General features: G+C 66.1%; 16 protein-coding genes. 7 read left to right on the forward strand and 9 right to left on the reverse strand.

The annotated features are described in order from the left end of the window. Window positions 1-216: 216 nt before the first annotated feature. Window positions 217-1854 (reverse strand): Na+/H+ antiporter, encoded by a 1638-nt coding sequence (locus KHN93_RS18170; RefSeq protein WP_016900897.1) that lies wholly within the window; start codon window positions 1852-1854, stop codon window positions 217-219. Between the two features lie 278 nt (window positions 1855-2132). Continuing rightward, on the reverse strand, window positions 2133-2726 hold the full coding sequence (locus KHN93_RS18175) for a hypothetical protein (protein ID WP_244812142.1): 594 nt from the start codon (window positions 2724-2726) through the stop codon (window positions 2133-2135). 671 nt (window positions 2727-3397) lie between these two features. On the opposite strand from KHN93_RS18175, the gene KHN93_RS18180 reads away from it, so the two are divergent. Then, a complete protein-coding gene (locus KHN93_RS18180) occupies window positions 3398-3955 on the forward strand; it encodes a fasciclin domain-containing protein (RefSeq protein WP_181141874.1) in 558 nt (185 codons plus the stop codon). Window positions 3956-4427: 472 nt separating this feature from the next. Here KHN93_RS18180 and KHN93_RS18185 read toward each other — a convergent pair whose 3' ends face one another. The 4 genes from KHN93_RS18185 to KHN93_RS18200 all read right to left on the reverse strand — a co-directional run bounded on the left by KHN93_RS18185 (window position 4428) and on the right by KHN93_RS18200 (window position 8945). Further along, the gene (locus tag KHN93_RS18185) at window positions 4428-5867 is read right to left on the reverse strand and encodes a UdgX family uracil-DNA binding protein (RefSeq protein WP_104560122.1); all 1440 of its coding nucleotides are present in this window, start codon (window positions 5865-5867) and stop codon (window positions 4428-4430) included. 203 nt (window positions 5868-6070) lie between these two features. After that, a complete protein-coding gene (locus tag KHN93_RS18190; RefSeq protein ID WP_016900902.1) occupies window positions 6071-7315 on the reverse strand; it encodes a putative DNA modification/repair radical SAM protein in 1245 nt (414 codons plus the stop codon). 357 nt (window positions 7316-7672) lie between these two features. After that, entirely contained in the window at window positions 7673-8503 is an 831-nt protein-coding gene (locus tag KHN93_RS18195) for a dioxygenase family protein (RefSeq protein WP_104560123.1), read from the reverse strand. A gap of 31 nt (window positions 8504-8534) precedes the next feature. Then, window positions 8535-8945, reverse strand: a complete 411-nt coding sequence (locus KHN93_RS18200; RefSeq protein ID WP_104560124.1) for a DoxX family protein — start codon at window positions 8943-8945, stop codon at window positions 8535-8537. A gap of 105 nt (window positions 8946-9050) precedes the next feature. On the opposite strand from KHN93_RS18200, the gene KHN93_RS18205 reads away from it, so the two are divergent. From KHN93_RS18205 to KHN93_RS18225, 5 genes are all read left to right on the forward strand, one after another. Further along, window positions 9051-9944, forward strand: a complete 894-nt coding sequence (locus KHN93_RS18205; protein ID WP_104560125.1) for a LysR family transcriptional regulator — start codon at window positions 9051-9053, stop codon at window positions 9942-9944. Window positions 9945-10037: 93 nt separating this feature from the next. After that, complete coding sequence (locus KHN93_RS18210; RefSeq protein WP_039518741.1) at window positions 10038-10607, forward strand: flavodoxin family protein; 570 nt, start codon at window positions 10038-10040, stop codon at window positions 10605-10607. Window positions 10608-10884: 277 nt separating this feature from the next. Further along, on the forward strand, window positions 10885-11880 hold the full coding sequence (locus KHN93_RS18215) for an aldo/keto reductase (protein ID WP_024940767.1): 996 nt from the start codon (window positions 10885-10887) through the stop codon (window positions 11878-11880). A gap of 117 nt (window positions 11881-11997) precedes the next feature. Further along, window positions 11998-12693: a glycosyltransferase gene (locus tag KHN93_RS18220; RefSeq protein WP_104560126.1), complete on the forward strand. Its 696-nt coding sequence runs from the start codon at window positions 11998-12000 to the stop codon at window positions 12691-12693. 150 nt (window positions 12694-12843) lie between these two features. Beyond that, window positions 12844-14913 carry a M13 family metallopeptidase gene (locus tag KHN93_RS18225; RefSeq protein ID WP_166764679.1) on the forward strand — a complete coding sequence of 690 codons (2070 nt, stop codon included), beginning with the start codon at window positions 12844-12846 and terminating at the stop codon, window positions 14911-14913. Between the two features lie 50 nt (window positions 14914-14963). On the opposite strand, the gene KHN93_RS18230 is transcribed toward KHN93_RS18225, so the two are convergent. Further along, on the reverse strand, window positions 14964-15890 hold the full coding sequence (locus tag KHN93_RS18230) for an oxygenase MpaB family protein (RefSeq protein ID WP_053051530.1): 927 nt from the start codon (window positions 15888-15890) through the stop codon (window positions 14964-14966). A gap of 534 nt (window positions 15891-16424) precedes the next feature. Between KHN93_RS18230 and KHN93_RS18235 the strand changes: the two genes are divergently transcribed. Continuing rightward, window positions 16425-17057: a hypothetical protein gene (locus tag KHN93_RS18235; RefSeq protein ID WP_024940771.1), complete on the forward strand. Its 633-nt coding sequence runs from the start codon at window positions 16425-16427 to the stop codon at window positions 17055-17057. Window positions 17058-17304: 247 nt separating this feature from the next. On the opposite strand, the gene KHN93_RS18240 is transcribed toward KHN93_RS18235, so the two are convergent. After that, on the reverse strand, window positions 17305-18900 hold the full coding sequence (locus tag KHN93_RS18240) for an APC family permease (RefSeq protein WP_024940772.1): 1596 nt from the start codon (window positions 18898-18900) through the stop codon (window positions 17305-17307). 162 nt (window positions 18901-19062) lie between these two features. Then, window positions 19063-19434: a hypothetical protein gene (locus KHN93_RS18245; protein WP_065032928.1), complete on the reverse strand. Its 372-nt coding sequence runs from the start codon at window positions 19432-19434 to the stop codon at window positions 19063-19065. Window positions 19435-19462: the final 28 nt, after the last annotated feature.

Below are 19462 nucleotides of genomic sequence, written 5' to 3' on the forward strand. Positions count from 1 at the left end.
TCCGGCGCGCGCCGGGAAGCCTCAGCGAACTGGACCGCGCACGCCTGCTGCGTCCGTTAGTCGGCGCATCTCCCTGTAGGAGCGCGCCTGAGCGCGATGGGGCTTTCCCGCCAACGCCCCATCGCGCCCAGGTGCGCTCCTACCCGAACACGGCAACCGCTGTGGCTCCTGCGATTCCCCACTCCCGATTCCCGATTCCCACGCGCGACAGCGCGCTCAAGCGCGCTTGCGCGACTCGATCAGGTCCAGATTGCGCACCAGCCGGCGCGACAGGTCGTCGGAAATCTCGCGGCGTCTGGCCAGCTTGAACAGTTCGTTGCGCTCGGCCACCAGCGCGGCATGGCGGAACTGGCGCAGCGCCTGTTCGTAGGCACCGGCCTCTTCCGGATCGGTCTCGGCCATGTCCACCGCGCCGAGCTTGCGCTGATAACGCTGGCTGACCTGGTTGGCGGCGGCGTTGTAGCGCTCGGCATGCTTGCTGCCGTCCACCAGCCGCTGACGCAATTTTTCCACCGCTTCCAGCGCCGCCTGCGAGGCCGCCTTCACCGCCAGGTCTTCCTTGAGCTGCTCGTCTTCCTCTTCGGGCAATTCCAGCCCGCGCAGCAACCGCGGCAAGGCCACACTGGCTACCAGCAGCGACACCAGGATCACCGAGGCGGCCAGGAAGATCGCCAGCTGGCGGGCCGGAAACGGCGAGCCGTCTTCCAGCATCAACGGCAGCGTGAGCACGCCGGCCAGGGTGATCGCACCGCGCACGCCGGCCAGCGAGACCGCCACCACGATGCGCCATGGCGGGCTGACATGCTGTTCGCCGCGCCACTGCGCCTTGAAGATGTTCCAGCGCAGCGACAGGAACACCCACACGAAGCGCAACGCCATCAGGCTGGCACTGATGGTGGCCACGTACACCGCCAGCCACCACGGATTGAGGTGCCCAGCCTCCTGCACGCTGCGCACCGCCCCGTCCAGGATGCCCGGCAACTGTTCGCCCAGCAGCACGAAGATGATGCCGTTGAAGGTGAACTGCACCGTGTCCCACACCGCCGAGCGCTGCAGCCGCATATTGCCCGGCGCGTTGCCGGCCATTTCCACGTAGCTCATGGTGACGCCGGCGGCCACCGCGGCCAGGATGCCGGAGGCATGGAAGGCTTCGGCCAGCAGATAGGCCGCGAACGGGGTCAGCAGGTTGACCAGGATCGCCGAACCCGGCTCCTCGCCGAAGTGGCGCCAGATCCAGGCCTGGATGCGGCTCAGGCCGAACGTGGTCGCCACGCCCAGCGCCAAGCCGGCCAATGCCACCCACAGGAAGGTCAGCGAGGCGGTGGCAAGCGAGAAGCTGCCGGTCAGCACCGCGGCCACCGCGAACTGGAAGCACACCAGCCCGGAGGCATCGTTGAGCAGGGACTCGCCTTCCAGGATGTGCATCAGCCGCTTGGGAATCGACACCTTGGAGGCGATCGAGGACACCGCCACCGGATCGGTCGGCGAGATGATCGCCGCCAGTGCGAAGGCCACCGCCAGCGGCATCGCCGGGATCAGCCAATGGATCAGCAAACCCGCACCGATCACGGTGAACACCACCAGACCCAGCGCCAGCTCGAGGATGGCCGCCTTGTCGCGGAACAGGCCTTGTTTGGGAATGCGCCAGCCATCCAGGAACAGCAGCGGCGGCAGGAACAACAGGAAGAACAGCTCCGGTTCCAGCTCGTGCCCGGCATCGAACACACCCGAAACCACCGCGCCAAGCGCAATCTGGACCAACGGCAGGGGCAATGAGAACGGCAGGATGCGGATCAGATAACCGCTGGCCGCGACCGCCAGCAACATGGCGAGGACGACATCGATCGAATGCATGGAAAACCCGGAAGAAGAAACGGTGCGCGCGTGCGGCATCGCATAGTGCAACGCACCATCACGCGCCTACGGAAACATACCGGTTTGCATCCGGCGATGAAACCTTTGCGCCACCTCTCCCGGCTTGCCGTTCGTTGCGGCAGATCTGCCATCGGGGCCCGTCGATGTCACACCGTTGCCGACTCGGGTCGGCGCGGCGCCGTTGGATACGCCAGCGAATGGGCGCGCGCGCCCTGTTGCGGGAGTGCCCTGCCAGGCAGTTCACCGACAGACTGCAATCAGCTATGGCGAACGTGCCTGTTCGCATGCGGGGACGATTGCCGCGTGGTCTTGACCGGGACGATGAAGGTCGCTTGCTGCAGTTGCAGCCTGGAGTCGTAGTGACTCACCACCACCTTGACTGCCTTGGGCTTTTTCCGGAAGGCATACGGCCACTGCGCGCCAACCATCTGCTGGCCTATCTTCTGGCCGTCGGCGTCTTCCACGAGTTTGAGGTGCACCGGGTAATTGCCTGCGCCGCCATTGTCCGCATCGTTGGCATCGACCACATCGATATGGGCTTTCGAAAACGCCAGCGTCGAGGGCCCGCCATCCTTGTAGTTGGCGCTGTCATCGAACCCGATGTTCTTGTAGCTGTAACTCACCAGCAGCACCTGCGTGGGCCGCCAGGACCCACCGCCATCGTCATGGATGTTCACCCTGGCCGGGCGCACGGCATCGACGGTGACCTGCCACTCGCCCGGAACAATCCATTGCTGCCCTGGCCGATAGGCTTCACTGGACGGAGCAACGGCCTTTGCCGGCGTTGACGTCGGAGCCCGCACTGCGGCCGAGGCCTGCGTGATGCCGCACACCATTACGCTTGTAGCCATGAATACTCGCAGTGCCAGCCGCGTGCATTGGATTTTTTTCTGCGTCATCTGCTACAACCTTTCTGCGTAATTCGGTGAATTGCGTTACCCGCAAATGCGGAGCCAGCCTGCAAGGTTCAACGTCATTATCTGCACTCCACGCTAGCTGAAATGAGTGCAGCCGGTGGCGCGAGGTTACATGACACAAGCAGCAGATCACTGACGACATCATGCTACAGCGTTGCTTATTTAGTCCGGCTTCACCCACGAACTCATGTAGCAAAAAAGCCACTCGAGATTCACGCATTCGATAATCAGGTTGCAACACCAAAGATAATCCTACCTACCTTCTTCGCGCTTGCTGGTAACTGTCGTCAGCAATGCATTGAACCTTGCCTGCACTGGCTGCGTATCGCATGGACGGCGGCAGGCGAATCGCGTCCTGTCTGCAATGGCACCTCGACCTGCATCGCTTCGGTTTGGACGACCGGCACATGCCTGGGTTGCAGCTGCAGCCCGAGCCCAGCGAGCGCAACAGGCCGTGTCGATGCCTGCGTTATGACGCTCTCAAGCGACGCGGTGCCGGGTACGCCTGTGTAAAAACCGCGTGATGCATCCGCGCTGCATCTACCCGCGTATCCAGCACTACGATTGCCATCCAGGCAGTCGCTTACCCAAAGGATCGATGCCTCATGAAGACCTCATTCCAGTCGCTTGCCATTGCCACTGCCATTGCCCTGACCAGCGCCATGGCCCCCGCTTACGCCGCATCGAACCCGAGCGTGGGCGGTGCGCCGATGCTGGTGACCAAGGACATCGTCGACAACGCCGTCAACTCCAAGGACCACACCACCCTGGTCGCCGCGGTCAAGGCCGCCGGCCTGGTCGACACGCTGAAGGGGCCGGGCCCGTTCACCGTGTTTGCCCCGACCAACGCCGCATTCGCCGCACTGCCGGCCGGCACGGTGGAAACGTTGCTCAAGCCCGAATCCAAGCCCACGCTGACCAAGGTGCTGACCTATCACGTGGTACCGGGCAAGGTCGACGCCGCATCGCTGATCGCCAAGATCAAGGCCGGCGGTGGCAGCGCCTCGCTGACCACCGTGCAGGGCGAGGCGTTGACCGCAAAGCTCAACGGCAAGAAGGTCACCATCACCGATGCCAAGGGCAACACCGCCAACGTCACCATTGCCGATGTCATGCAGAGCAATGGCGTGATCCACGTGGTCGACAAGGTGTTGATGCCGTAACGGCAGCTCGCTGCCTGACGCGGGCAGTCGCAGGCGTGTGACCTGCATCGGCGGAACGCAGCCAGGTTCCGTCGATGGGTCGACAACAAATTGGACACGCCAGCAACGTTCAGAGCAGCTGCATTATCGCAAGCACTCGGGTAGGCGCGGACGTCGCGCTCGACACCGGCAGGTACGGGTGGTACATGCCGATGTCGAACATCGCGCCTGCCTTACCAACATGCAGCAGTCGTGTCGGCCGCTGCCTCAAGTGATTGGTTGCACTGGCGTTGCACGGCAACGCCAGTGCATCAGCTGCACAAGACTTAAGTGCAGACCCTGCTGAATCGTTGTATCCGCGCGTGCCTGGAAACAGGCTCCAGGCAGCGCCACCAGACCGCAAAGCGGCGGTGAGGGAACCACTGGCTCGCCAGTGGTTCCACTTGGTGTCTCGTTCTCCGACACCGTGCGCGTGCAATTGCACGCGCATCTTTTATGTCTTCGCCATGCGCTCCGCGGCGACCGGTGCATCCAGCAACTGGCGCAAGTCCTCGACAAACCCGCGGTAGCCTTCCTCGCGCGCGGCCTCCGAGCCCTGCCGCAATACCCAGGAGGGATGCACGGTGGTCAGCACCGGCGTGCCGTCGTCCAGCCGCTGCCACTGACCGCGCTGCTGCATCAAGCGAAAGCTGCTTCCCAACACTGCCTGTGCGGCGGTTGCGCCCAGGCAGACAATCTGCGCCGGACGCAGCTGCGCGCGTTCGGCATGCAACCAGCCACTGCAGGCCTGCACATGCGACCGTTCCGGGTTGCGATGCAGACGCCGCTTGCCGCGTTGCTCGAAGCGGAAATGCTTGACCGCATTGGTCACGTAGACCGTGGCGCGGTCGATGCCGATCTCGCCCAGCGCCATGTTGAACAAACGCCCGGCCGGCCCGACGAACGGACGCCCGCTCAGATCCTCTTCGTCGCCGGGCTGCTCGCCGATCACCATCACCGACGCATCGCTCGGCCCTTCGCCGAACACCGTCTGCGTTGCCGGCTGCCATAACGCACAGCGCCGGCAATCGCGCGCGGCCACGCGCAACTGCGCCAAGCTTTGCGTTGCCACTTCCGGGACCGGCGCCGGCGCCACCGGCACTCGCCGCCGCACCGGCTCGGGCGCACGCTCGGCCATCTCGCGCACGCGCACACCCGCCTCGCGGATCAGCTCCGGCAACAGGCTCGCTTCAGGCAGGTTCTTCCAGTATTTCTGCGGCATTTCCTGCCGCATCATGGTTGGATTGAGCCGCGCCGGATTGAAGATATGCGCGTAATAGGTGCGCCAGAGCGTCTCCTGCGCATCGTCGGCCGGCACCTGGGTGCGCACGGCGCCTTCGCCGAACGTCAACGCCTCGCCGTCCCAGCGCACGCTGCGGTACGGGGTGAGGATCGCCCAGCGCATGCCGGCGAAGCGGCGCGCAAAAAACGGTGCCACCCGATCCACGATCCAATGTTCGGGCTCGAACCACGCCACGAAGTCTTCCTCTTCCACCGGCAAACGCCGAAAGCGCACGAACGCCTTCATCTTGTGCGTATCGCGCTGCACCGCCTTTTGCCACTGCGTCACCCGATGCACGTCGACATCGGTGGCCCGCTCGAGCAGCGCGCGCTCCCCGCACGCCACCCGCCACAACAACCGGTACAGCACCGCATAGCGCTGCGGATCGCGGTGACACAACACCGCTCCGGCCATCTGCAGGAACTCCGCCGACACCCGCGGCGCTGCAGCCACAGCCGGCAAATCCAGCAGCCCCTGCCCCATCAACAAGCCGCCCTGCGCCCCGCCAGTCCACGCGATGGAGTCGGGCTCCACCTGCGCGCACCACCCTGCCCGCGCCAGCGCACGCCATGCTTCAAGGCTCCAGCCCGGCTCGACGTCAGCGTTGAACATCGCGGTGGTCAGGATGGAGAGGTGGGATTAGGGATTTAAGATTGGGGATTCGCAAAGCGTCGCGTTCCTGTGTCAGCACTGGCCTTCAGTGGCAGCTTTGCGCCTGATGCGACCCTTCTCCGCGCTTCGGGCAACTTGCCCGGCAACACGGCAGACGCCAGCGGAAACGGCGGTGCGCCGGATGCCGGCGGCCAGCTGCGGTTTCAATCGAACAGACTCGCCTGCCGGGGTGCCGGCGCCAGTTGCGCGCGCAAGCGCACCGGGTCGTCCAGGCGCTGGCGCGGATGATGGTCCAACACGCTCACAAACGGCAGCAGCTTCTTCATCGGCACCCGCAACCGCGCCAGATCGCCCACCCGCAAGCGCGCATGCCGGCGCGACAACAGCAGGCGCTCCACATTGCGCGTGCCCAGGCCCGGCACCCGCAGCAGCATTTCGCGCGGCGCCGCGTTCAGATCCACCGGAAACCGCTCCGGATTGCGTAGCGCCCAGGCCAGCTTCGGATCCACGTCCAGATCGAGCATGCCGCTGGACTGCGCCGGTGCGATCTCCTCCACGCTGAACTCGTAGAAGCGCAGCAACCAGTCGGCCTGATACAGCCGGTGCTCGCGCTGCAACGGCGGTGCCTGCAGCGGCAATTTGGACGAGGCATCCGGGATCGGACTAAAGGCCGAGTAGTACACCCGGCGCATCCGGTAATTGCCGTAGAGATTGTGGCTGGTGTCCAGGATGCTGCGGTCGTTGGCATCGTCGGCGCCAACGATCATCTGCGTGCTCTGCCCGGCCGGTGCAAAGCGCGGCGGCTTGGCGCGGCGCAGCTTTTCGGCCTTGCGCTCCAGCTGGTTTTCTTCGATGCGCCAACGCAGTTCGCCCATTGCCGAGCGGATGCCGCCGACGCTTTTTTCCGGCGCCAGCAGCGTCAATCCCTGCTCGGTCGGCAGCTCCACGTTGATGCTCAGGCGGTCGGCGTAGCGGCCGGCGGCGGCCAGCAGTTCCGGCGTTGCATCGGGGATGGTCTTGAGGTGGATGTAGCCGGCGAAGTGATGCACCTCGCGCAGCTGCCGCGCCACTTCCACCAGCTGCTCCATCGTGTAATCGGAGTTGCGGATGATGCCGCTGGACAGGAACAGGCCTTCGATGTAATTGCGCTTGTAGAAGTCCAGCGTCAGCGTGACCACTTCTTCCGGCGTGAAGCGCGCACGGCGCACGTTGCTGGACACGCGGTTGACGCAATACGCGCAATCGAACACGCAGAAATTGGTGAGCAGGATCTTCAACAGCGACACGCAGCGGCCGTCGGGCGTGTACGAGTGGCAGATGCCCATGCCCTCGGTGCTGCCGATCCCGCCGGTGCCGAGCGAATTGCGCTTGTTCGCGCCACTGGAGGCGCAGGACGCGTCGTATTTGGCCGCATCGGCCAGCACTGCGAGTTTGTCGAGGATTTTCACGCAAGCAGCATGTCGTGAAGGCGTCTCAGCCTATGAGACTGCACCGCACTTCATCGTGAATGCTTCAGAGCGCTGCGCGGCCGGCACTTGTCGGCAGCATGCCTTGTGGCTGCGCTGCCGGCTCTTGTCGGCAGCATGCCTTGTCGCTGCTGCGGGCCGGTGTGCCGTAGGTACCAAGCCGTATCGCCATGGGTCTTGCGGGCTATAGCCACCGCACCACACCGGCTTGCAGCGGCAGTGACTGACCACATGCCATGGCTTGCAGGCGACTGGGTGGTGCCTCGGGATTGCGGGGCCGGCATGCCGCCTGCACCGTCGATGACAGCGACGGTGCAGGCGTGCTGCGGCCGCCAGGGCTCAGGCGGCGACCGGGCCCGTAAGCGCGCGATCATCACCGGGATCGCCATCGAACCGGTAGATATCCATCGCCAGAAACCCCGCGTCGATGCCGGCATCGATGCGCTGTGCGCCGAGCCGGTCGGCGCCGGCGGCGCCCATCGCCACGTACAGCGGCAACAGGTGCTCGTCGGTGGGATGCGCCCGTGCCGCATGCGGTGCCTGCCGGCGATAGTCCAGCAACGCGGCGATGTCGTCCTCCACCAGCTTGCGTTCGGTCCACTCGATGAAGGGCCGCACATACGGCGCCTCGCGCTCGGCGCTGTAGCCGTGGCGGAAGTCGTGCAGGTTATGGGTGATGCTGCCCGAGCCGATCACCAGCACGCCGTCTTCGCGCAGCGGCGCCAGCGCACGGCCGACCGCAAACTGGTGCGCCGGGCCCAGCTCGGGCTGGATCGACACCGACACCACCGGGATGTCGGCGGCCGGATACAGCAGGCGCAGCGGCACCCACACGCCATGATCGAAGCCGCGCTGCGGATCCAGATGCGGATGCAGGCCGGCCTGTTCCAGCCGGCGCAGGATCTGCTGCGCCAGCGCCGGCTCGCCGGGCGCGGGATATTCCAGCTCGTACAGCGGCGCCGGAAAGCCGCCGAAGTCATGGATGGTGGGCGGCCGCGCCGCGCCGCTGACCAGCGGGCGACGGCCCAGCCAGTGCGCGGACGCAACAACGATCGCGCGCGGCCGCGGCAAGGTCTGCGCAAGCTCGGCCAGGCGCTCGCCGACCTGCCCCGGCTGCAGCGCAGTCATCGGCGATCCGTGCGAGATGTACAGGGAAGGCAAACGGGTCATGGCGCACTCCTCGAAAGAACGACAGGCAGCCTCAACGCGCCGGCTTCAGCGCCCACACGCCTTCGCCGAGCAGGGCTTGCACGATCAGCAACACCGCCCACAGCGCCGGGTATTCCCAGCCGCCGCCCGGATTGGAGAAACCGAAGCCGTTGCCGCCGTGCACGCTGACGATGGTGCCCAGCAGCAGCGGCACACCCAGCAGCCCGATCCAGCGCGCATAGATGCCCAGCAGCAAGGACAGGCCCAGGCCCAGTTCCAGCGCGATGGTGAGATAGGCCAGCGCGCCCGGCAGGCCCAGCGAGTGGAAATAGGCCACGGTGCCGGCCGGGGTGAACACCAGCAACTTGATCAGGCCGTGGACCAGGAACAGCGCGCCCAGGCTGATGCGCAACAAGGCGGCGCCATAGGCAGCGGTACGCGGGGAAGCAAGCGAGGTGGACATTGGGCGGACTCCAGTGAGGACCTGCACAGCCTATTGCTTACAAATTTCTGATAAATAGTTTTATTTCGGATAATTTATTGCGATCAAAGCAACAATCGGACATCCATGGATACCCTCGATGCGATGCGCGTGTTCGCAGCAGTGGCCGAACGCAGCGGTTTCAGTGCGGCCGCCGATGCGCTAGACCGCTCCACCGCCAGCGTGACCCGGCAGGTCGCCGCGCTCGAGCAACGGCTGGGCACCCGCCTGCTCAACCGCACCACCCGGCGGGTCAGCCTGACCAGCGCCGGCACCGCGTATTACCAGCGCTGTCTGCAACTGCTGGCCGACCTGGACGATCTGGAGGCCACGGTCGGCGCGCAGGCGCTGGAGCCGGCCGGGGTGCTGCGCGTCAATGCGCCGGTGAGCTATGGCATCGAGCGTCTGGCCGCGCTGCTGCCGGGCTTTTGCGCGCGCTACCCGCAGGTGGAACTGGACCTGTCGCTGTCGGACCGGCTGGTGGACATGGTCGAAGAAGGCTTCGACGTCGCCATCCGCATCACTCGGCAGCCGGCGCCGACGCTGATCGCCCGGCGCCTGGGCACGGTCCGCCTGGTGCCCTGCGCGGCGCCGGCCTACCTGGCCCGTGCCGGCACCCCGATGCATCCGTCCGACCTGGCCGGCCACGACTGCCTGCTGTACCACTACTCGCCCAACGGCGACGAGGTGCGCTTCCATGGGCCCGATGGCGATAGCGATGTGCGCATCCGCGGCAGCCTGCGCGCCAACAACGGGCATGTGCTGAGCGCGGCGGCGGTGGCCGGCCTGGGTATCGCGATGCAGCCGGACTTCCTGGCCGACGAGCACCTGGCCGCCGGCCGGCTGGTGCGCATCCTTCCGCAGTACGCACTGGGGGAGATCGGCATCTTTGCCGTCTATACCAGCCGCAGCCATCTGGCCCCGAAGGTGCGCAGCTTCATCGACTACCTGGTCGACAGCATGGGCGATCCCCGGCGCTGATGAGCCCGGCAACAGTACGTCCCGTCGATGGTCATTAACCTGACACGGCATGTGTGGTCACAATCGGGATCCCCTCGACCCACAGGACTGCGCATGAGCAAGATCGCCATCATCTACTTCAGCGGCTACGGCCACACCGTCAAACTGGCCGAAGCCGTGCATGCCGGCGCCGCCAGTGTCGGCGAAGCCACGCTGTACCGCATCGATCAGGACGGCAACCTGCCCGACGACGCCTGGGAGGCGATCGGCGCAGCCGACGCCATCATCTACGGCAGCCCCACCTACATGGGCGGGCCGGCGTGGCAGTTCAAGAAGTTTGCCGACGCCAGCTCCAAGCCGTGGTTTGCGCAGGCCTGGAAGGACAAGATCGCCGCCGGCTTCACCAACTCGGCCTCGGTGAACGGCGACAAGTACGCCACCATCCAGTATTTCTGGACGCTGTCGCAGCAGCACGGCCAAGTTTGGGTGGGTACCGGCCTGCTGCCGTCCAACACCAAGGCGCACGGTCCGCAGGACATCAACTGGACCGCCGGCTCGGCAGGCGCGCTGGCGATCTCGCCCTCCGATGCCTCGCCGGAAGAAGCGCCGCGCAGCGGCGATCTGGAAACCGCCAAGCTGCTCGGCAAGCGCGTGGCCGAATTCGCCGGCAAGCTCAAGGGCTGAAGCGGCCAGTGGTAGCGCCCACGTAAGAACACCCGCGCATGGCGGTGGGCCCTGGCCTGCCGCCATGCGCGGGTTTTGAGTGGAGTCGCGTTGCGCGCCTGGGTTCTGCGCGCTGTGCTGCCGACTGCTTGGCTGTGCGCCGTTTGCCTGTGCGCCCAGCGGACGCCACGGCAGCCCGCCAGCCGCCCACAGCGCCGTCATCGCACGGGCCACATCGTGCTAACGCGCGCCGCCGCATCCTCCCCTGACTTGTTCGCCGCACGGAGTTTCCTCCACCATGCAAACCCGCACGCTTGGCCGTTCCGGCCCCACCGTCTCTGCGCTCGGCCTCGGCTGTATGGGCATGAGCGCGTTCTACGGCGATCGCAGCGACGAGGCCGGCTCGATCGCAGTGATCCATCGCGCCCTCGATCACGGCGTCAGCCTGCTCGACACCGCCGACATGTACGGCCCGCACACCAACGAAATCCTGGTCGGCAAGGCCATTGCCGCGCGCCGGCACGAGGTGTTCCTGGCCACCAAGTTCGGCATCAAGCTCGACCCCAACGACCCGTCGGTGCGCGGCATCGACGGCAGCCCGGACTATGTGCAAGCGGCCTGCGAAGCCAGCCTGCGCCGCCTGGGCGTGGAGCACATCGATCTGTACTACCAGCACCGCGTGGACCCCAACGTGCCGATCGAAGACACCGTCGGTGCGATGTCGCGGCTGGTCGAACAGGGCAAGGTGCGTTTCCTGGGGCTGTCGGAAGCCGCTGCAGCCACCATCCGCCGTGCGCATGCGGTGCATCCCATCACCGCGGTGCAGACCGAATACTCGCTGTGGTCGCGCGAGCCGGAGGACAACGGCGTCTTTGCCACCGTGCGCGAGCTCGGGATCGGCTTCGTTCCGTATTCGCCGCTGGGGCGCGGGTTCCTGACCGGTGCATTTGCCTCGCCGGACGACTTCGAGGCCGACGATTACCGTCGCCATTCGCCGCGTTTCCAGGGCGAGAACTTCACCCGCAACCTGCAACTGGTGGAACAGGTCAAGGCGATCGCCGCCGACAAGGGCATCACGCCGGGGCAGCTGGCGCTGGCCTGGGTGCTGGCGCAGGGCCAGGACCTGGTGCCGATCCCGGGCACCAAGCGGCTGGCCTACCTGGAAGAAAACCTCGGCGCGCTCGATGTGGCGCTGATGCCGGACGAGCTCGCACGCATCGATGCGATCTTCCCGTTGCAGGCCGCGTCCGGTACGCGGTATCCGGAAGCGATGATGGGCGCGCTCAGCCGCTGAGCGTGCTCACGTGAGTGCACGCAGTCGCAGCTGTGCGGCGATTGCATGCGCTCACGCCATCGCACCGGTATGGCTCGCACACTTGGCATCACCACCGTCCGAGTGCCACGCCCTGCCATGCTGTCTTTCGTAATCCCCGCCCATGACGAGGCCGCACTGATCGGCCAGACGCTGCACTGCCTGCACGCCTGTGCGCAGGCCATGCAGCTGGACTACGAGGTCATCGTGGTGGCCGATGCCTGCGAGGACGACACCGCCGCCATCGCGCGCGCGGCCGGTGCGCAGGTGCTGGAGGTGCAACTGCGCCATATCGCCGCCACCCGCAATGCCGGCGCGCAGCAGGCGCAGGGCGATCGCCTGCTGTTTCTCGACGCCGATACGCTGATCAACCCGCAGGTGGTCGGCGCGGCGCTGGCGGCGCTGGATGCCGGCGCGGTCGGCGGTGGCGCGCAGGTGCATCTGCAGGGCAGGCGCGCGTGGTTCGAATGCATGGCGCAGGCGACGTTCGGCTGGCTGTTCCGTCTCAGCGGCATTGCCCCGGGCTGCTTCCTGTTCTGCACGCGCGCGGCATTCGTCAGCGCCGGCGGCTTCGATACGCGTTACTACGCCGGCGAAGACGTGGCATTGAGTCGCGCGCTAGCGCGCTGCGGGCGGTTCGTGATCCTGCGCCAGACCGTGCACACCTCTGACCGCAAGCTGCGCAGCTTTTCCAAGCGCGAGCACCTGAGCCTGCTGCTGCGCTTTCTATGGCGCGGGCGCGGCATGCTGCAGACCCGCGATGCGCTGGGTTTCTGGTACCAGCGCCGGCGCTGAACCGCGCGTGTCCGCAGGCTGCCATGCCGGCTGCGCGCTGCCATCGCGTCGGGACGTGGCGACGGCGGCAATTTACACTGGTATGTCTGTTTTTCGTTTCCGAGTTGCACTCGCATGGCTCTTCTGCACCGTCCTGTCCTGATCGCTGCGCTGTCGGCTGCCCTGCTGAGCACCGCCGCGTGCCACCGCGATGGCACCTCACCGGCAACGACGGGGCACGCCAAGCCCGCGCCCACCACGCCCAAGCTGGGCGATTTCGGTTTCGATGCGGCAGGCATGGACCGCAGCGTGGCACCAGGCGACGACTTCTTCAGCTACGCCAGCGGCAACTGGGTCAGGACGACCCAGATCCCGGACGACCGCTCCAGCTTCAACAGCTTCGTCAGCATCGCGATCGAAACCGAGCAGCACAGCCGCGACATCATCGAAGGCGCCGCCGCCAACGACCGTGTCACCGGCGAAGACAAGCAGATTGGCGATTACTACGCGGCCTATATGGACGAAGCCGGCATCGAGGCCAAGGGCGTGCGCCCGGTGCAACCGGAACTGGACGCGATTGCGCAGCTGGATGACAAGCAGGCGCTGGCGCGCACCCTGGGCGGCCAGCTGCGCGCCGATGTGGATCTGCTCAACTCCACCAACTTCCACACCGACCGGCTGTTCGGTCTGTGGATCTCGCAGGATCTGCATCATCCGGGCCGCTACGTGCCGTATCTGGTGCAGGGCGGCCTGGGCATGCCGGATCGCAGCTTCTATCTGGACGACGGGCGCATGACGCAGATGCGCGACGCCTACCGCGCGCATATCGTCAAGCTGCTGGAACTGGCCGGCATCGATGACGCGGCGGCCAGGGCCGAGCGCATCCTGGCCCTGGAAACCGCGATGGCGCGCGTGCACGCCACCGCCGAACAGACCAACAACGTGCAGGCCGGCGCCAACCCCTGGAAACAGGCCGATTTTGCGCGTAACGCGCCCGGCCTGGACTGGGCGCCGTTCTTCGAAGCGGCCGGCCTGAAGGCGCAGCAGGACTTCATCGTCTGGCAGCCCGGCGCGGTGACCGGGTTGTCGGCGCTGGTGCGCTCCGAGTCGCTGCAGGCCTGGAAGGATTACCTGAGCTTTCGCGCCCTGGACCGCGCCTCGCCGTATCTGTCCAAGGCCTTTGCCGATGAGCGCTTTGCGTTCTACGGCACCACGCTGGAAGGCACGCCGCAACAACGGCAGCGCTGGAAGCGCGGCATCGACGCCACCAACGCGGCACTGGGCGAAGCGGTGGGCGAGCGCTACGTGCAGAAGTACGTCAGCGCCCAGACCAAGACGCGTGCCGAGGAGATGGTCAGGAACATCGTCACCGCCTTCGGCAAACGCATCGACGCGCTGGAGTGGATGAGCCCGCAGACCAAGCAGCATGCCAAGGCCAAGATTTCCGGGCTGACGGTGGCGGTGGGCTATCCGGACACCTGGCGCGACTACAGCGCGCTGGATGTGCGCCGCGACGACGCGCTGGGCAATGTGCAGCGCGCCGAGCTGTTCGAGTACCGGCGCAATCTGGCCAAGCTGGGCAAGGCCGTGGATCACCGCGAGTGGTACATGCTGCCGCAGGAGGTCAACGCGCTGAACGTACCGCTGGAAAACCGCCTGCTGTTTCCGGCCGCGATCCTGCAGCCGCCGTTCTTCGATCCGGCCGCCGACGACGCGGTGAACTACGGCGCCATCGGCGCGGTGATCGGCCACGAGATCAGCCACAGCTTCGACAACATGGGCGCGCAGTTCGACGAACATGGCGAGCTGCACAACTGGTGGACGCCGCAGGACCTGAAAAAATTTGAGGCCGCCGGCAATGCGCTCGCCGCGCAGTTCACTGCGTACAAGCCGTTCGACGACCTGAGCGTCAACGGCAAGCTGACGCTGGGCGAGAACATCGCCGACGTCGCCGGCCTGGCCACTGCCTACGACGCCTATCAGCTGTCGCTGCAGGGCAAACAGCCGCAGACCATCGACGGTTTCAGCCCGGACCAGCGCTTTTTCCTGGGTTTTGCCCAGGCCTGGCGCGGCAAGTACCGCGACGCGGCGCTACGCAATGCCGTGCTCACCGACGTACACGCACCTGGACGCTTCCGCGCGCAGACCGTACGCAATCTCGATGCCTGGTATCCGGCGTTCAATGTGCAGCAGGGCGAGCAGTTGTATCTGCCGCCCGAGCAACGGGTGCGGATCTGGTAACCAGCCCCCGCGTCACACCATCGCCCTGCACACCAGGCAAGCATCCGCGTTCACCGCGCCCCGGGCCACTCCAGCAACATCGTCTGCGGCAGCTGCATGCGGCGGCAGGCGCGTGCGGACAGCCCGTCGCGTAGCGCGGTGCGGAACAGGGGCGACAGGCTGCGCAACAGCCGCGCCGACGCATGTGCTTGCGCGCGCTGCGTGGTGGTGCGGCCGAGCATGTCGCTGGCCCAGCCCGGCAACAGGGCGGTACCGGCACCGAGAAACACCCCGCGCGACAGGCCGGCTGCCGGCACCGGCAACTGGATGCTGGTGAGGATGTCGAGCACCTCGCGCGAGCGCGTGTCCATGCGCAATTGCCCGCGCACGGTGGCGAAATACGCATCGACCTGTGCTTCACTGGCAGGCACATCGGCGGCGCCCAGCGCTTCGGCGACGCGGCGCGCTTCGTCGTAGTAACGATCGGCGATGTGCGCCGGCACGTCGCGGCAATAACGTCGGCAGCCCTGCAGAAAACCGTAGGCTTCGGTGACGTGCACCCAGGTCAGCAACTGCGGGTCGTTGGCGTCGTAAGGCACGCCGTCGGCGGTGTGGCCGTGGATATGCGAATGGATGCTGCGCACGCGGGCGATCAATTGCTCGGCCTCGGCGCGCGGGGCATAGGTGGTGCCGGCGACGAAATTGGTGGTGCGCCGCAGCCGCCCGATCAGGTCGGCGCGGAAGTTGGAATGGTCGTAGACCCCGGCCAGCGCGCGTGGATGCAGCAGTTGCAGCATCAATGCGCACAGTCCGCCGGACAACATGCCAGGGAATTCGGAATGCACGCGCCAGGTCACGCTGTCGGGCCCGAAGATGCCGGGATCTCCGAGTGGCTGGTCGTAGTCGATGGTGCTCTGGCCACGCGGAAACGCGCCCAGCACCCAGCGATGGATCTGCCTGGCGGCGGGAGCAGTGAGGGTACGCAGGACGGCTGACATGCGCGCAAGGATACCTAGGCGGCTGCAAGACCGCGTCGTGGTGCTGAGGGGCTGGGATTGGGGATCTGGGATTTGGGATTGGTGAAAGGCGGCGGCGTGTGCGCTGTTCGTCTCCATGCGCACCGACCGTCTCGACGGGTGCTTGCCCGCCTGTCGCGGGACCTTGCACGGCATGCATGCTTGCGCGGCGCTCACGCGATCTGCACGCCGGACTGGGTCGCGCCGGTCGCAACCGCCACGGATGCAATCACGCAGCCGTGAGTGTGCAGTGCAACAAGAATGGCGGCGCACCGCAGCTGCAATCGCCCGGCAAACGCTGCAAAGCGCCTGAATACCGCGATTTGTGCGCCGGTGCGCAGGATTGGCTGGCCTTCGGCGCGCAGCAGGCATTGCCAAGCACGGCGAAAGTGCTAGAACTAAGCCGTCCGCGCACCGGCCAGCATCACTGCCAGCCGTTGCCCGGTCGCTCCAGGGCACCGGCGCGTTGCCGGGTGCAGCAAGTCGTTCGTACCAGCCATCCGTCAGGAGCTTGTCATGATCGCTTTGTTCCAGGGTTTGGGCCTGCTATTGCAGGACAACGCACTCCATCGGCTCTCCTTCGACGAGCAGGTCGCGCACTGGCGCGAAAAGACCGACGAACAGCTCGACCAGGAGCTCAATCTGCTCAAGGTGGCCAAGAAACAGTGGGTGATCGCCTCGATCATCGGCTGGCAGGCGATCTCGCTGGTGTTGCTGGGCGTGATCACCCACCAGCTGTGGCAGAACGACTACCACCTCACCTTCAGCCGCGTGGTGATTATCTTTACCTCGTGGGCCTCGATCCTGTTCGTCATGTGGTACATCGCCGATCTGTTCGACCACAGCGCCGGTTTCGAACGCTGGCTGCGCGCCTTCAACAGCCGCGCACGGGTCACCCCGGATGCCGATTCGGTCGAATGCGTGGCCGATGCGCTGGACATGACCCGCCGTTATCCGGAAGTGCTGCGCTACAAGCAGGAGGTCAGTTCCAGGCGCGAACTGCGCCACGAGGACATCGTCAACATGCGCGAGATGGGGCGGCTGCGTCGCTACACCGAACTGTTGCGCGATCTGGACCGCTTCGATGGTGCCCCGCGGCTGGTGGCCAATACCGCTCCCCATAGCGCGGCGGCGGGGACGCTGGCGTAGCGGTTTGGCGATGGATGCGGTGGTTGCCGCAAGGCATCGGCAATGCCGCGCGCCTGACGAAACGTTCTGATTGATCTGCCCGCTGTCCGATCGCAACACGGCGTGCGCTGCCAGGCGGCGCCAATTGCTGCACTCCATCGCGTGCGTGGCGACCAATAAAAAACGGCCGGTGCAGTGCACCGGCCGTTCCTGTTTGCGGCGCCCGGAGACAGGCGCCTTGTTTCAGCAGCAATCAGCGATCAGGCCCTCACGCCTGCGCGACGGCCTTCTCCACCGACGGCGTACGCCAGCCGCTGCGCACACCCCAGATGTAGAACACCGCGCCGACCGCCGCGACCACGGCCAGATCGGTGCCATAGCTGAGGTAGCCGTGCCCGCCGAAGTCGCTGCTGCCGGCCCAGGACAGCAGCGCGATCGTCGGCAGGTAGCAGATCATCCAGGCCGCGCCCTTGAGGTTGCGCCCAAGGTCCGGCCAGCCCTGCTTGGCCTGGTAGTAGCAGTACACCGGCAGCGCCACGACCATCAGCAGGATGATCTCGCCGGTCAGCGGCCAGCGCGCCCAGTACAGCAGCTCGGTCGCCATCACGAAGGCCACGCCGGCCAGCACCGGCAGCGCGGCGATGCGCAGCGGGCGATGCAGCTCCGGGGCATGACGGCGCAGCGCCATCGCACTGATCGGGCCGGTGAGGTAGGAAATGATGGTCGCCACCGAGATCACCGCCGCCAGCGTGCCCCAGCCGCGGAAGAAGAACAGGAACACGAACGACACCGCCAGGTTGAAGAACATCGCCATGCGCGGCACGCCCCAGACCGGGTGTAGCTTGCCCAGCACCGACGGCATGGTGCCGTTCTTTTCCATGCCGTAGACCATGCGCGCGGTGGTGGCGGTATAGGTGATGCCGGTACCGCTGGGGCTGACGAATGCATCGATGTACAGCAGCATCGCCAGCCAATGCAGGTTGACGATGATGGCCAGCTCGGCGAACGGCGAGCGGAAATCGATGCCGTGCCAACCGGCCTTGGCCAGCAGGTCCGGCGGTACCGCGCCGATGTAGGCCACCTGCAGGATCACGTAGACCACCGTGGCCAGCGCGATCGAGCCCAGCACCGCGAACGGAATGCTGCGGCCCGGGTTGCGTGCTTCACCGGCCAGGTTCACCGGGCTCTGGAAGCCGTTGAAGCTGAAGACGATGCCGGCGGTAGCCACCGCGGTGAGCACCGCGGCCAGGTCGATCACGTGCGCGTCGCCGTGGATGCCGACGCTGAAGTTTTCGCTGTGGAAGCCGCTGGCGATCAAGGCCACGCCGGTCGCCGCCGGCACCACCAGCTTGAACACGGTGATCAGCGTATTGGAGCGCGCGAACAGCTTGACGCTCCAGAAATTGAGGAAGAAATACACCAGCACCAGCACCGCCGAAATCAGCAGGCCGGGCACCGACAACTCCCCGGCCCCGCCGGGTGCCTGCACATACAGGCCCTGCGCCCAGGCCCATGGCCAGGAGGCCATGTACTGCACCGAGGCCTCGGCCTCGACCGGGATCACCGACACGATCGCGATCCAGTTGGCCCAGCCGGCGATGAAGCCCACCAGCGAGCCGTGCGAGTAATGGCTATAGCGCACCATGCCGCCGGACTCGGGGAACATCGCGCCCAGTTCCGCGTAGGACAGCGCGATGGTGGTGATGATCGCCGCACCCAGAATCCAGGCCCAGATCGCGCCGGGGCCGGCCAGGCCGGCAGCGCGCCAGGCACCGAACAGCCAGCCGGAACCGATGATCGAGCCCAGGCCGGTGAGCATGAGGGCGAAGGGGCCAACGTCGCGGCGTAGCGATTGTTCGGACATGAGAAGCCTGGCAGTGAGGACGCCGTGAACCGGCAACAAGCCCGCAATGATCGCAGAAGCGGCCGCTGATCGTCAGTGCGTATTCAGGCTTGCGTCCGGTTGCAACATGGCTTGCTACATAGCTAAAACATGTTTCCGCCGAGCCAGGCCGGCAATGCCAGCTCAGCCATGGCAGTCGGCGCTGGGCGCGCTGGTATCCACACAGGTGTGCGCCTGACGCGGAATGCCGCGCAGTTCGCGCACCTGCCCGGGCGTCAGCGCAAAGCTGTCCAGCGTCCTGCGTGCGCAGGCTGGTGTACCCGTCGTGTTGCTCGCGGCAGGCGCGGCGCAGTGTTCCTCGTACACCAGGTAATGGCAGCGACCGCTGCTGCTGGCCAGGCAGTGCACATTGAGATCGGTGGCGGTGGCCAGGGTCTTGCTGAAGATCACGTCCTGGCCATTGCTGGTGGCGCGGGTGATGGAGGTGGTGCCGTTACGGTCGTGGCAACCGGCCAACGCAAGCAGGCAATACACGAGGGAGGCGATCAGGCGCATATCAGCAATCCTTTCAGTCGATGCGATC

The sequence above is a fragment of the Xanthomonas arboricola pv. juglandis genome, assembly GCF_905367715.1.
Lineage (GTDB): Bacteria > Pseudomonadota > Gammaproteobacteria > Xanthomonadales > Xanthomonadaceae > Xanthomonas > Xanthomonas arboricola.

Excerpts from the sequence above, each read along its gene's own strand:
- KHN93_RS18170 (WP_016900897.1), bottom strand. The coding sequence starts at position 1,854 with ATGCATTCGATCGATGTCGTCCTCGCCATGTTGCTGGCGGTCGCGGCC.
- KHN93_RS18175 (WP_244812142.1), bottom strand. The coding sequence starts at position 2,726 with ATGGCTACAAGCGTAATGGTGTGCGGCATCACGCAGGCCTCGGCCGCA.
- KHN93_RS18180 (WP_181141874.1), top strand. The coding sequence starts at position 3,398 with ATGAAGACCTCATTCCAGTCGCTTGCCATTGCCACTGCCATTGCCCTG.
- KHN93_RS18185 (WP_104560122.1), bottom strand. The coding sequence starts at position 5,867 with ATGTTCAACGCTGACGTCGAGCCGGGCTGGAGCCTTGAAGCATGGCGT.
- KHN93_RS18195 (WP_104560123.1), bottom strand. The coding sequence starts at position 8,503 with ATGACCCGTTTGCCTTCCCTGTACATCTCGCACGGATCGCCGATGACT.
- KHN93_RS18200 (WP_104560124.1), bottom strand. The coding sequence starts at position 8,945 with ATGTCCACCTCGCTTGCTTCCCCGCGTACCGCTGCCTATGGCGCCGCC.
- KHN93_RS18205 (WP_104560125.1), top strand. The coding sequence starts at position 9,051 with ATGGATACCCTCGATGCGATGCGCGTGTTCGCAGCAGTGGCCGAACGC.
- KHN93_RS18210 (WP_039518741.1), top strand. The coding sequence starts at position 10,038 with ATGAGCAAGATCGCCATCATCTACTTCAGCGGCTACGGCCACACCGTC.
- KHN93_RS18215 (WP_024940767.1), top strand. The coding sequence starts at position 10,885 with ATGCAAACCCGCACGCTTGGCCGTTCCGGCCCCACCGTCTCTGCGCTC.
- KHN93_RS18220 (WP_104560126.1), top strand. The coding sequence starts at position 11,998 with ATGCTGTCTTTCGTAATCCCCGCCCATGACGAGGCCGCACTGATCGGC.
- KHN93_RS18230 (WP_053051530.1), bottom strand. The coding sequence starts at position 15,890 with ATGTCAGCCGTCCTGCGTACCCTCACTGCTCCCGCCGCCAGGCAGATC.
- KHN93_RS18235 (WP_024940771.1), top strand. The coding sequence starts at position 16,425 with ATGATCGCTTTGTTCCAGGGTTTGGGCCTGCTATTGCAGGACAACGCA.
- KHN93_RS18240 (WP_024940772.1), bottom strand. The coding sequence starts at position 18,900 with ATGTCCGAACAATCGCTACGCCGCGACGTTGGCCCCTTCGCCCTCATG.
- KHN93_RS18245 (WP_065032928.1), bottom strand. The coding sequence starts at position 19,434 with ATGCGCCTGATCGCCTCCCTCGTGTATTGCCTGCTTGCGTTGGCCGGT.